The sequence below is a fragment of the Terriglobus albidus genome (genome assembly GCF_008000815.1).
Classification (GTDB): Bacteria; Acidobacteriota; Terriglobia; order Terriglobales; family Acidobacteriaceae; genus Terriglobus; species Terriglobus albidus_A.
On record NZ_CP042806.1, the window covers coordinates 4,567,269 to 4,580,191 of the forward strand.

Here is a 12,923-nt window from a genome sequence, read left to right on the forward strand (position 1 = left end):
TAGTGCGTCTATCGCACGGGATGTTGTATGCCGAATCAGACTGACTCTGCCGCCGTTATCGCTGAAGCTCCCGCCCCTGCTCCCACTGCCCGGCAGACGCCGGCTTCTTCCCTGGATCAATTTGCTGGTGATCCTAATTTTATGACGTCGCTGGCCCGCGGCCTCGTCGTCATTCAGGCATTCACGCAACAGACACCGCAGATGACCATCTCGCAGCTCTCGGCGAAGACCGGCCTGTCGCGCGCTGCGGTGCGCCGCTGCCTGTACACGCTGACGAAGCTCGGCTTCGCCGGCGCCGAGGATGGTCAGCGCTACTCGTTGCGGCCACGGCTGCTGACGCTGTCGCACACCTACACCTCGTCCAGTTCCCTCTCCTCTGCCGCGCAGCCCATCCTGGAGCGCATGACCCAGCAGTTCCGCGAGTCGTTCTCGGTGGCCACGCTGGACGGTGATGAGATCGTTTACGTAGCCCGCTCCCAGGTCTCCCGCGTCATGGCGGTCGACCTGCATATCGGTTCGCGCCTGCCGGCCTTCTGCACCTCCATGGGCCGTGTCCTGCTAGCGTACCTGCCGCCGGAGCAGCTCGAACAGTTCCTCGCGCGTATCACCTACTACCCGTACACCAACCGCACCATCACCACCCCTGACCGCCTGCGCCTGGCCATCCGCAATATCCGCCGCAACGGCTTCGCCATCTGCGACCAGGAGTATGAGATCGGCCTGCGCTCGATCGCTGTACCTGTCTTCGCGCCTTCGGGCAGGGTCGTGGCTACCCTCAACCTCTCCAGCCATGCGCCTCGCATGCCGCTGCCGGACCTGCAGCAGCGCTATCTGCCGCACCTGCGTGCAGCCGCCAACGAACTCAGCATGTTCCTGCGGTAAAGACTCAGGCACTAAAAGGAAAGGGCACGGCAATCGCCGTGCCCTTTCCTTTTCTTCATGTCCTTCACTCTACAATCTTGAAGTGTTGCTTTAGGAATTCAACGTAAACCTTCCAATCATCTGGAACCATGCCATGACCGCCGTCGTGCATGTAGTAGGCGAGGTCATGGAAGATCGCCTGGTTCGGCGCCGGCCACTGCGTCGTTCCCAAAGGTTGTTTGCCCAGCAAGGTATAGACCGGACCTGCCGCCACCTCTGCCTCAAACTCTCCCTTCGGATCGGACCAGGTGTCCGTGCTTCCGGTTTGCAGCAGCAGAGGCCGTGGAGCGACTAGGGCGACCAGCATGTGTGCATCCACCGGCAGCTTGGTCACATCGGACGCGTACTTCTGGTAGTTGATTGCAAACTGATACGGGTAGCGCCTTGGGCTGACCAGGTCCTCAATCCTCTCTCCGTAGTCGCGACGGCTGAGAGCGGCTCCACCCTCACCACTGCAACTGGCGATCACGGCGGCGAATCGCTGATCATGAGCTCCCGCCCACATCGTGGTCTTGCCCAAACGCGAGACACCGTGGACCGCAACCTGCTTGGCATCGACCGCCTTGTCGGTCTCCAGGTAGTCCATTACCCGGCTCATGCCCCAGGCCCACGCACTGATCGATCCCCACTCATCGGCCGCAGGTTCGATCTGGCCGGGCTTCAGGTAACGGGCGCGAATTCCCTGCTGCAAGCCGCCGAGATAGTCCGGGTCCAGATCGCCGTAATAGAACGTGGAAACACCGATACCGGCATCCAGAAATGTCTCGACATCGATCTTTCCGAACTTGCGGCCCTGGTCGGCGGGAATCCTGGTCTTCGTCTTGGCGTCCCAGATCGTCCCAACCTTGATGCCAGAGTCGTCGATCATGTTCGAGGGAGCTGTAAAGCTTATGGAGAGCAGCATCGGCGACGGCCCTTTAGCCTTAGCCGGGAGATACTCCACAAGTTGGATCTGGGGCGCCGCGGGATCCTTATCGACGTGGATCATCACCTGACGGCGGATCGCCTTCCCGTTAAACGCAGTTCCTTCCTTTTCAAAGACCTCGAAGCTTTCATCCTTAGGCCGGCCGGGAGCGCGGCCGTATTGTTGCGTCTCAAAAAGTGACACAATTTCAGGACGCCGTTTGCTGATCCAGGTCTTTGCGTCCTTTACCGGCTTGCCGTCAGCGGTCTTCAGCAGCTCAGGCAAGGTGTAGGGCTTCACCTTGGATTCGTCGGTATTTGTCAGATTGTTGGGATTAACACCCTGTGCAGAGGCAACCGCCACCGCCGCCAGAAGCATGGCGCTACCAATAGATTTCGTTCGGGTCATGGATTTTCTCCGGGCACCCAAGCTAAAAAAGCTGAAACTCCGCTGTCAAATGAAAATTCAGCAGCGTTTATTTTCAGGCGCCCTCGCCCTCCAGGACGCCCGCGCCAGGGAGCCTGTGCTCCACGAGCAATGGAGTACTTCCCTTCGCCGTCGTCACCCCCATCATCAACAGGCAATAAAGCAGGCCCGAGACGATGAAGCCGACAAACCAGGCGTAGTCGTACAGCCAGCGGAGCGGAGGAACTACGATGCCTACCAGGGCCACAACAATACCGGTTATCAGAGCGATGATGGCACGGATGTTGAAGCCGTCGGAGTACTCGTAGGGGCCGCCCCGGAGATACAGCCCGTCCGGATCGAGCTCCCGGCCACGCACCACGAAGTAGTCGGCAATCATGATGCCGGCGATGGGCCCCAACAGGCCGGAGTAACCCACCAGCCAGCCGTTGATATACCGTGCCGGATCGGCAGCAAGCTTCCAAGGCATACACAGAATGCCAAGCACCCCGGTAATCAGTCCCCCGGTGCGGAAGCTGATCCAGCGGGGGTTGAGATTGGAGAAGTCATTCGAAGGCGAGACCACGTTCGCGGCAACATTCGTATTCAGCGTGGCCAGCAGCAGCGCCACCAGTCCGATGCAGGCGACGACCGGCTGGTTGAAGCGCCCGAGCAGTACGACCGGGTCCCATAGAGCCACGCCGAAGACGAGCGACGAAGCCGAGGTCACCGCAATACCGATGAAGGAATAGAGCGTCATGGCTGGGGGCAAGCCGATCGCCTGACCAACCATCTGGGCTCGCTGCGATTTGGCGTAGCGGGTAAAGTCCGGAATGTTAAGCGCCACCGTTGCCCAGAAGCCGACAATCGCCGTCAGCGACGGCACGAAGATCTTCCAGAAGTCGACCTTTGCCGCCCCCGCATGGAAGGTCGATGCATTGGCGAGCGTCGCCGAGAGGCCACCGGCCTTTCCCGTCATCCAGAAGAGCAGCAGCAGACCGACGATGAGCATGAAGGGCGCGGAGACAACCTGCAGCCAGCGGATGACCTCAATGCCGCGCCAGATCACCGCCATGTTGATGGCCCAGAAGGCAAAGAAACAGATCCAGACAGCGGAGGGCGCCGACGCGATGGCGGGAGCGATGACACGCAGCATGGAGTAGATCGCCTGTCCGCCGATCCAGCACTGGATACCGAACCATCCGCACGCCACCAGAGCTCGCAGCACGGCCGGAATATTCGCTCCACGCACGCCGAACGAAGCGCGGACGTAGACCGGAAATGGAATCCCGTATTTAGCTCCTGCATGGGCGTTCAGGATCATGGGGACAAGGACGATGAGGTTGCCGAGAAAGATCGTCCCGAGCGCCTGTTTCCAGCTCATGCCGTTGGCGATGAGACCGCTGGCGAGCATGTAGGTGGGAATACAGACCGACATCGCCACCCAGAGTGAAACGTAGTTGTAGACACCCCAGGAGCGCTCAGTAAACGGGATTGGCGCCAGGTCTTCGTTGTACAGACTGTTGGCCTGCTGCTGCGGCATGATCACCTGTTTTCCTCGGGCCCTTGTTCCCTACGTATGGGCCCTGTCTCAGCATTGTTCAACGATCCCCAGCTTCGCGGTCCGCTCTTCCCATGTCTCTGGAGCAAGACCTCCTGGGACTTCCTTCATGGTGATGCAATCTTCAACCGGACAAACTAGTGAACACAGGTTACATCCGACACACTCGGTCTCGTCCACACGGGGAATCCTGGCAAGCGGCGCCTTATAGTGCCCGTGCGAGACCGCCGGCGGATCCATCTTCGGGATGCGGGTCACTGCGATTGAGCTCATGGTGGCATGGACGGCTTCCATGGGCTTGCGATGCACTTCAACGTGCCCATCCACCGGCCCGGTCACCCGGTCCGTGTGGATGCACTGGTGCGCTCCGTCCCAACAGGCGATGTGGCAGAGGTCGCACCCAATACACAGTGACTCATCGATCTGCGCAACGATCTTATAGTTGAGGTTCAGGTGTTTCCACTCGGTCACCCGTGGCAGGCTTAGGCCACGGAAGTCGTCGAGCGAGGCAAAGCCCTTCTCATCCATCCACTGCGACAGGCCGTCGATCATGTCTTCGACAATGCGGTAGCCGTAGTGCATCACCGCGGTGCAGACCTGCACCGTACCCGCTCCCACCAGCAGGAACTCCGCCGCATCGCGCCAGGTGCCGATTCCTCCAATGGCGCTCATCGGCAGCACTGAAGCCGGGTCGGCCATCACCGACTGCACCATGTTCAGCGCAATGGGTTTTACCGCCGGACCGCAGTAGCCTCCATGCGAGCTCTTACCGTCCACGTTCGGCCGTGGTGTGAAGGTATCCAGATCAATGCCGGTGATGGAGTTGATGGTGTTAATCGCAGAGAGCGCATCGGCCCCGCCCTGTTTTGCTGCGCGCGCTACCACGCGGATATCGGTGATGTTCGGCGTCAGCTTCACCAGCACCGGCGTACGCGCGACCTCCTTCACCCACTCGGTGATCATCTGCGCGTATTCCGGAACCTGCCCGACCGCCGATCCCATGCCGCGTTCGCTCATCCCATGGGGACATCCAAAGTTCAGTTCCAGGCCATCAGAGCCGGCATCTTCGGCTCGCTTCACCATTTCGTGCCAGACATCGCGGCGCGACTCCACCATCAGCGAAGCGATGACGACGTGTTTTGGATACCGGCGCTTCACCTCGGCGATCTCCGCCAGGTTGATCTCAATGGGCCGGTCGCTGATGAGCTCGATATTGTTCAGGCCCATCATGCGCTGCCCTGCCCAGTCGACAGAGCTGTAACGCGAGCTGACATTGGTGATCGGCTCACCGATCGTCTTCCAGACTGCTCCTCCCCAACCGGCGTCAAAGGCACGCATAACCTGTTCGCCACAGTTGGTTGGCGGAGCACTCGCCAGCCAGAAAGGATTGATGCACTCGATACCGGCAAAGGTCGTCTTCAGGCTAGCCATGAGCCACCTCCATTACTCCCAGAGCTGCCGTGATGCCACGTGCGGCTCTCTTGCCATCGGCGACCGCATCCACCACTTCGCGTCCGCCGTTTACGCAGTCGCCGCCGGCGAAGTACTTCGCATGGCTGGTGGCGCCGGTGGCGCGGTCCACCACAACACGTCCTTTGGCGAACTGGATTCCTTTCACCGAAGACAGCCATTCCGCGAGCGGAGACTGGCCGATCGCCGGCACTACGACTTCGGCGGCAAGCTCGGTTCGCATTTCGCCGACGACGAGTTCTCCAGCCTCATTGATCGCTGTCGCGGCGCAAAGCAGCGTGCCTGCCTCCAGTGCAATGGGCTGCCTCCACCACAGGAACTTCACGCCCTCTTGCAGAGCGTGTTCATATTCGAAGCCGAAAGCGGACATCTCCTCCGGCCCGCGTCGATAGACGATGTGAACCTCGTCAGCGCCAAGCCGTTTGGAAGCCACGGCCGCGTCAATCGCGGTATTGCCGCAGCCGATGACAGCCACGGTGCGGCCGATAGAAAGGATCTCTCCGGTCTTGTATCCGGCGATGAGGTCCAGGGCATCCATCACACCGGCCTCTCCACCGGGAATGCGAAGCCGGTGCATCTCTCCAAGCCCGACACCGAGAAAGATCGCGTCGAACTCCTGTTCCAGGGCTTCAAAATCTTCGAGCCCGATCTCACGTTGCAGGATCTCCACGCCCATGGATTGAATCGCCTCTACCTCGCGCAGCGATTCGCTGACCCGCTGTTTGTACTCCGCGACGCCATAGGTATTCAGACCTCCGGCGAGATCGCGCTTATCGAAGACCGTTACTTGAACGCCGGCCTGACGAAGCTCGGCGGCACAGGCCAGGCTCGCAGGGCCACCGCCGATGCAGGCGACTCGCAGTGGCAACTCAGGCCGCTCGCGAACAGGAATCTGAAGGCCGCGTCCATAAAAGTTGTCCATGGCATAGCGCTGCAGCCGGCCGATCATAATCGGCTTCTCAGCGCGGTGATGCATAACGCAGGAGCCTTCACAAAGCACCTCGACCGGACACACGCGAGCACAGCTTCCGGCCAGCACATTGGCTTCAAGAATGCTGCGGGCTGAGCCGGCGATATTGCCGGTGGCGATCTTCTTGATGAAGCGCGGAACGTCGATGTGTGTGGGGCAGGCAGCGGTACAAGGCGCGTCAAAGCAGTTCAGGCAGCGGTTGGCTTCCACCATTGCTGCCTGTGGCGTCAATGCAGGCTTCAGCTCCGGAAAACGAGCTGTAATACCGGCGTGCGGAGTGAATGCGGTGCCCAAAATCGTGGCCCTCCGTTCAAACAAACTGATCGTAGAGATTGCAAGCTACCCCTTCCCACAAGGTAAGTCAATAGAATCAGGGGTTTCCCTATTTGTTCCCGTGACAGGAAAGAAATGACCGGAATCACAGCACTTCTGTGCTAACGCTGATACTGTTAAAGAAGGTTGTCTCCATTAAAGGAACAGATTTTGGCAAATACAGTACTCCCACCCACCACGGAAGCAGAGACGATTAACAGCACGTCTACCGCACCGCATCCCTTCCTGGTAAGTCCCCCCCTGTTGAAGACTCGGCCCAACACCGACGTCTTGATGGGCCGCGCTGCCCAGGGTGGAAAGATCAATTGGATCACGTCCATCTTCATGGGCGCGTTCCATGTGGGAGCGATTGCCGCGCTCTTCTGTTTCTCGTGGAAGAACCTGGCTGCGTTTGTGGTGCTGTACTTCCTCGCCATCAACGTCGGCATCGGTATGTGCTATCACCGCCTGCTGACACACCGCGGATACAAGGTTCCCAAGTGGCTGGAGTACTGCCTGACCATCTGCGGCACACTCGCCCTTGAAGGCGGACCGATCTTCTGGGTAGCGACACACCGCGTCCACCACCAGCTCAGCGACCACGAAGGCGACCCGCACACACCGCATGACGGCACCTGGTGGGCTCATGCCGGCTGGATCATCTCCGGCCGCACCCTGCATACGCACACCGCGATGCTGGCTCGCTACGCTCCTGACCTGACCAAGGACCGTTTCCAGGTCTTCATGTCGAAGTACCACTGGCTCTCGATCGCCACCGCAGCCGCCATCTGCTACGCCATTGGCGGCTGGTCGATGGTGCTTTGGGGCATCTTCCTCCGCACCGTGCTGGGCCTGCACTCGACCTGGCTGGTGAACTCGGCGACGCACCTGTGGGGATCGCGCCGCTTCGAGACGCGTGACGACTCCCGCAATAACTGGTGGGTTGCCCTGCTGACCGGCGGTGAAGGCTGGCACAACAACCATCACGCGCACCCGGTAAGCGCCCGTCACGGCCTGCGCTGGTATGAGTTCGATATCAACTACTACGGCATCTGGGTGCTGGAAAAGCTTGGCCTTGCCAAGAAGGTCCTGATCGCACAGTGGGACCCGCAGGATCCCCGGCCGGCAGGCAGCTAGCCCATAGCAAGTACGATCTATCTCACTGAGGCCCGCATGATGCGGGCCTCAGTTTTTTGCCGGGAAAGCGCGACCATCTGGCGTTCCTCGATACACTTAAGCCGTGCGCATCCTGACCCGCTACATTTTGCGTGAGTTGCTCTCACACGCCCTTCTCGGCGGCGCACTTTTCACCTTCGTGCTTTTCATGCGCGACCTGGAAAAGATTCTTGAGCTGGTCGTGCGCGGTTCGGCGCCGCTGACGGACGTCTTCCGCATCTTTCTCTACACCGTCCCCAATACGCTGACGCTCACGCTGCCCATGTCTGTCCTGGTCGGCGTGCTGCTCGGCCTGTCGCGGCTCGCAGCTGACTCCGAAGTCACAGCGATGCGGGCCAGCGGCGTCGGCGTACTGGACTTCACCCGCATCGTCTCTATCGTCGCGGTCGGAGCCTTTTTGCTTGGACTCGCGAACTCGCTCTATCTCGCACCGCGGGCGGCCTCCGCGCTCATTCAGATTGAGAACCAGCTGAAGCAGTCGCAGGTCAGTTTCGAGGTACAGCCTCGCGTCTTCTATGAAGACTTCAAGGACTACGTCCTCTATGTGCAGGATGTCGTGCCCGGCGTCGGTGCGGCACAGTGGAAAAACGTCTTTCTTGCTGACCTGGCACATCCTGCCTCACCCCTCATCACCACTGCAACCGAAGCGGTCGTGGTCAACGGCGGAAACCAGACCCTCCGCATGAGCATGCATGCGGGCGGTCAACATCAGATCGCCGCCAACGATCCGAACCAGTACAACATCTCGACCTTTACGGACAGCGACCTGCCGATCAGCGCTGGAGGGTCTGACGACACGCACATTACCCGGCGTAATACTCCCTTGCTGGCGATGCCGCTGCAGGAGTTGATGCGCGCCGATGCGCCGGACCGGATCCTGCGGCGTATCGAACTGCAGAAGCGCTTCTCCTATCCCTTCGCCTGTTTTGTGCTGGTTCTGGTGGGTGTGCCCCTTGGCCTGTCGTCGCGCCGTGGCGGTAAGTCGACGGGCTTTGTGCTGACCATCCTTCTCGTCTTCATCTACTACCTGCTCTCTTCCATCGGGGAAGCGGTTGCGCGACAAGGCAAGCTGCCAGTCATAGTAGGGATATGGGCAGCCAATCTCGTCTTTGCGCTCGCAGGCATTCTTCTGCTGTGGAGACTTTCGGTGGAGACGATTCCCCTGGGCCGGCTCGCCGGCATGGGACAGTGGATTGCCGCCCGTCTCAAACGGGGTAAGACGCACGAGTCACAAGCCGTGGAGGCTGAGGTCCTCTCTGTAGACCGCAGCGCACGTAAGACCATCTGGGGCTTCCCTCTGCTGCTGGACGACTACGTGATGCGGCAGTTTGTCACCAACTTTGCCCTGGTGCTCACATCGTTCATAGCGCTTTCCCTGATCTTCAGCTTCTTTGAGCTGGTGGGAGATATCATCCGCAACCGTACGCCGCTTGTTACCGTAGGCGACTACCTGCTGAACCTGATTCCCTACATGCTCTACAACCTTGCTCCGCTGTGTGCCCTCATCGCCGTTCTGGTCACCTTCGGCGCATTGAATCGCACCAGTGAGATCACGGCGATGAAGGCCATCGGCATCTCGCTCTACCGCATTGCGGCGCCGGTCCTCGTGCTCGCAGCAGTGTTGGCTGCACTGCTGTTTACCTTCGACGAGTTCTACCTTCCCTCAGCGAACAAACGTCAGGAGGCCTTGCGTTCGGTCATCAAGGCACGGCCGGCACAAACCTTTTCACGTCCTGACCGGAAATGGATCACCGGTCAGACGAACGGCGGCGAGGATCCTGTCCGAATCTTCTACTACCAGTTCTTCAACCCGGACATGAACTCATTCGCGAACCTGACCGTCTTCGAGTTCCACCCCGGAACCTTCGCACTGCAGCGCCGCATCTTCGCTACCAGCGCACACTGGGATCAGAGCGCCCATCAATGGATCTTTGAGAATGGGTGGCAGCGCACCTTCGACAAAGAGTCTGTCGCTACCTATCAGCCGTTCGCCGTCTCGCTCTTCCCCGAGATCCACGAACAACCCAACTACTTCAAGAAGGAATTTGTCGCGGCTCAGGAGATGTCATTCGCGGATTTGACGCGATACATCAACGACCTGAAACAGTCTGGTTTTGACACCATGCGGTTGCGGGTGCAGTTGAACCACAAGATCGCCTACCCTCTGGTGACCCTGGTGATGGCGATACTGGCAATTCCGTTTGCGCTCTCCATGGGCCGCAAGGGATCACTGGCCGGCATCGCCGCTGCTATCGGCCTGGCTGTCGCCTACTGGGTGGTCGCCGGACTCTTTGAGGCGATGGGCAACGTGAATACTCTGCCGCCGATGCTGGCCGCCTGGTCGCCGGATATCCTGTTCGCCTTCGCCGGGGCTTACCTCCTGCTCCGGACCCCGACCTAAATTCGGATAAAGACCCTAGGATGTGCCATATCCGATACATTTAACTGGACACGCGACCCAAGGAGCTTATCCCCACCGTGAAAATTGCCGTTTTCGGCCTCGCCCTCACCACTTCCGCCGTTCTGGCACAGAGCGGAGCTACCACCCCAAAGCAGGCGACCTCTCCTGCAACCCACCGCCCGGCGACCACACCCGCCCGTAGACCCGCAGGCACGGCCACGAAGGCTCCCGCCGCTGCACCCGCCGCCGACCCGGCCTTCAATCCCAAGGGGGCGCCGGAGGTCACGGGAACGCCCAAGACCCTTTACGCACTAACCTACATCGACACCAAAATCGGTGACGGTCCGCTGGCGGAAGATGAGAAGTTCTACACCGTGCATTACACCGGCTGGCTCCCGGACGGCACCAAGTTCGACTCGTCGGTAGACCGCGGGCAGCCCTTTGTCTTTCCCTACGGCGCCCGGCGGGTCATTATGGGCTGGGACACCGGCTTCGAGGGCATGCACGTCGGCGGAAAACGCCGCATCCTTGTCCCCTGGCAGCTCGCCTATGGAGCCGCCGGCCGCGGCCCGATCCCCCCCAAAAGCCCCCTGGTGTTCGACATCGAACTGATCGCCCAGTCGGCTACCCCACCGGAGCCGCCTGCGCAGCCCGCACAACCTGCACCTTCTACCCCGCCTCCCGCATCTACTTCGCAGCAGCCCAAGTAAGCGGGAGAGTGTCTAAAACCGATGTTTGAACGTCTGTCACCACTGTTCCCTTACCTGAAGCGCTATCGCCGGCAGCTGGCGACGGGTGCGGTGGTGACCGTTCTCTATAACGCCAGCAAAATTACCCTGCCGAAGATCATCGGCTCGGCCGTAGATGACATGCGCCTGGGAGTGACCCGGGACAAGATCTTCCATCATGGCCTGTTGCTCTTTGGAGTTGCGGCTCTGAGCGCTGTATTTCTCTACCTGATGCGGCAGATCGTCATCGGCGCGAGCCGCGAGATCGAGTTCGACCTGCGCAACGATCTCTTTGAAAACCTGCTGCGACAGCCGCCCAGCTTCTATCATCAGCACCGCACCGGCGACATCATGGCGCGCACCACCAATGATCTCAACGCCGTGCGCCAGCTTCTGGGCCCAGCTATTATGTACAGCGCCAATACCGTGGTCTTTACCGCGGCCGCGCTTCCCTACATGTTGAAGATCAGCCCGTGGGTCACGTTGTGCGCCTTCGTTCCTCTGCCCGTTGCGTCCGTGGTGGTGCAGTACTTCGGAAGCCGGATTCACACACGATTCGAACGCATCCAGGCCATGTTCTCTGAGATCTCCGCTAAGGCCCAGGAGAACTTCTCCGGCGCCCGCTTTATCCGCGCCTTTGCGCAGGAAGAGGCGGAGATCGCCTCATGGGAGACGGCCAATCAGGAGTACATCCGCCGCAGCCTGCTTCTGGTCCGGTTGATGGCCATGCTGTGGCCCACCCTTGAGTTTGTTCTCGGCTTCGCCATGGTCATCACGCTGCTCGTGGGCGGCCATGAAGTAGTAAAAGGACACGTCTCCGCCGGAAACTTCACCGCCTTTGCCATCATCATCGTGCAGCTTACCTGGCCGATGATCGCGCTCGGCTGGGTCGTCAACCTCTTCCAGCGCGGAACCGCCTCGGTTGTACGCATCGACGAGCTGCTTAAGTGGGTTCCAACGATCGATGACTCCGCTGTGGATTCGGCGATCGCAGCCGATCTGAAACTGCGCGGCGATATTGAGTTCCGAAACCTCAGCTTTGCCTACGGCTCCAATGCCGCGGTGCTGCACGATATCAACCTGACGATACCTGCGGGCTCTTCGCTCGCGATCGTCGGTCCGACCGGCTCGGGCAAGTCGACCCTGGTGCATCTGATTCCGCGCCTTCTGGATGTGAAGGGAGACCAGGTACTGATCGATGGTGTTCCCATCCGGCACTACCCTCTGGACGTACTACGCTCCAATATCGGTTTCGTCCCCCAGGAGACCTTCCTTTTTTCGGAGAGCATCCGGGAAAACATCGCTTTCGGTGTCCAGGACGCCACGGACGAACAGATCGTGCATGCCGCCACCACAGCCCACATCGCAAAAGAGATCCAGGAGTTTCCCAACGGATTCGACACCGTCGTGGGTGAGCGTGGCATCACCCTTTCGGGCGGCCAGAAGCAGCGTACGGCTATTGCGCGTGCTTTGATTCGGGAACCACGCATCTTGATTCTGGATGATGCGCTTGCATCCGTTGACACTTACACCGAAGAGCGCATCCTGAGCGGCCTGAAGCAGGAGATGCAGGACCGCACGACCATCTTCATCTCGCACCGCGTCTCAACTGCCGCAAACGCCGACCAGATTGCGGTTCTCATCGATGGACGCATTGCCGAGCTCGGCACCCACGAAGAGTTACTAATGAAAGGCGGGTATTACACCAGCCTATTTGAGAAGCAGCAGCTCGAAGAAGAGATTGCCGTAACCGCGTAATTCAAGCTGGTGGGAGCAGCGGTCTGACGCCCAAGGCCTTATAAGCACGTAAACCGTGGGCTTCTTGCCCATTCTTTATTGGGCAAGAAAGATGTGTTGAGCGCTGAAGGCGCGACCTATACCAGCCTGGGGCCTAGCCCTGGGCTGGTATAGAACGCGCTTTTCCACCCCAATGAACAAGTTCATTGGGGACCCCGGCCTTCAGCGCTTGATTCTCCGTCGGTGCCGATCTGTGGTCGGCACGAGGAAGATCGGGCGCACCGTGACCGAGGGCTGACGCCGGCGGGGAAGCCCTCGGCTCTCACCGACTTTCGCTA

Annotated in this window: 9 protein-coding genes; 5 read left to right on the top strand and 4 right to left on the bottom strand. The window is 60.0% G+C overall.

All coding sequences use genetic code 11. The features are described from left to right. Nucleotides 1-27 precede the first annotated feature (27 nt). Nucleotides 28-882 carry an IclR family transcriptional regulator domain-containing protein gene (locus tag FTW19_RS18210; protein ID WP_147649018.1) on the top strand — a complete coding sequence of 285 codons (855 nt, stop codon included), beginning with the start codon at nucleotides 28-30 and terminating at the stop codon, nucleotides 880-882. A gap of 64 nt (nucleotides 883-946) precedes the next feature. Here the strand turns inward: FTW19_RS18210 and FTW19_RS18215 are convergent, their stop codons facing one another. From FTW19_RS18215 to FTW19_RS18230, 4 genes are all read right to left on the bottom strand, one after another. After that, nucleotides 947-2,233 carry an acetylxylan esterase gene (locus FTW19_RS18215; protein WP_147649019.1) on the bottom strand — a complete coding sequence of 429 codons (1,287 nt, stop codon included), beginning with the start codon at nucleotides 2,231-2,233 and terminating at the stop codon, nucleotides 947-949. Between the two features lie 73 nt (nucleotides 2,234-2,306). Beyond that, nucleotides 2,307-3,773, bottom strand: a complete 1,467-nt coding sequence (locus FTW19_RS18220) for an NCS1 family nucleobase:cation symporter-1 (protein ID WP_147649020.1) — start codon at nucleotides 3,771-3,773, stop codon at nucleotides 2,307-2,309. Nucleotides 3,774-3,821: 48 nt separating this feature from the next. Next, complete coding sequence (preA, locus tag FTW19_RS18225) at nucleotides 3,822-5,222, bottom strand: NAD-dependent dihydropyrimidine dehydrogenase subunit PreA (RefSeq protein ID WP_147649021.1); 1,401 nt, start codon at nucleotides 5,220-5,222, stop codon at nucleotides 3,822-3,824. After that, nucleotides 5,215-6,525 carry an FAD-dependent oxidoreductase gene (locus FTW19_RS18230; protein WP_246153379.1) on the bottom strand — a complete coding sequence of 437 codons (1,311 nt, stop codon included), beginning with the start codon at nucleotides 6,523-6,525 and terminating at the stop codon, nucleotides 5,215-5,217. The genes preA and FTW19_RS18230 overlap by 8 nt, the downstream gene beginning before the upstream one ends. A 312-nt stretch (nucleotides 6,526-6,837) precedes the next feature. Between FTW19_RS18230 and FTW19_RS18235 the strand changes: the two genes are divergently transcribed. From FTW19_RS18235 to FTW19_RS18250, 4 genes are all read left to right on the top strand, one after another. Continuing rightward, nucleotides 6,838-7,680, top strand: coding sequence for an acyl-CoA desaturase (locus FTW19_RS18235; protein ID WP_147650723.1), 843 nt, complete (start codon nucleotides 6,838-6,840; stop codon nucleotides 7,678-7,680). 103 nt (nucleotides 7,681-7,783) lie between these two features. Further along, nucleotides 7,784-10,120: an LPS export ABC transporter permease LptG gene (gene lptG, locus FTW19_RS18240; RefSeq protein ID WP_147649022.1), complete on the top strand. Its 2,337-nt coding sequence runs from the start codon at nucleotides 7,784-7,786 to the stop codon at nucleotides 10,118-10,120. 77 nt (nucleotides 10,121-10,197) lie between these two features. Further along, nucleotides 10,198-10,830 (top strand): FKBP-type peptidyl-prolyl cis-trans isomerase, encoded by a 633-nt coding sequence (locus FTW19_RS18245; RefSeq protein WP_222705476.1) that lies wholly within the window; start codon nucleotides 10,198-10,200, stop codon nucleotides 10,828-10,830. 21 nt (nucleotides 10,831-10,851) lie between these two features. After that, nucleotides 10,852-12,606, top strand: coding sequence for an ABC transporter ATP-binding protein (locus FTW19_RS18250; RefSeq protein ID WP_147649023.1), 1,755 nt, complete (start codon nucleotides 10,852-10,854; stop codon nucleotides 12,604-12,606). Nucleotides 12,607-12,923 lie beyond the last annotated feature (317 nt).

Excerpts from the sequence above, each read along its gene's own strand:
- FTW19_RS18210 (WP_147649018.1), top strand. The coding sequence starts at position 28 with ATGCCGAATCAGACTGACTCTGCCGCCGTTATCGCTGAAGCTCCCGCC.
- FTW19_RS18215 (WP_147649019.1), bottom strand. The coding sequence starts at position 2,233 with ATGACCCGAACGAAATCTATTGGTAGCGCCATGCTTCTGGCGGCGGTG.
- FTW19_RS18220 (WP_147649020.1), bottom strand. The coding sequence starts at position 3,773 with ATGCCGCAGCAGCAGGCCAACAGTCTGTACAACGAAGACCTGGCGCCA.
- preA (WP_147649021.1), bottom strand. The coding sequence starts at position 5,222 with ATGGCTAGCCTGAAGACGACCTTTGCCGGTATCGAGTGCATCAATCCT.
- FTW19_RS18235 (WP_147650723.1), top strand. The coding sequence starts at position 6,838 with ATGGGCCGCGCTGCCCAGGGTGGAAAGATCAATTGGATCACGTCCATC.
- FTW19_RS18250 (WP_147649023.1), top strand. The coding sequence starts at position 10,852 with ATGTTTGAACGTCTGTCACCACTGTTCCCTTACCTGAAGCGCTATCGC.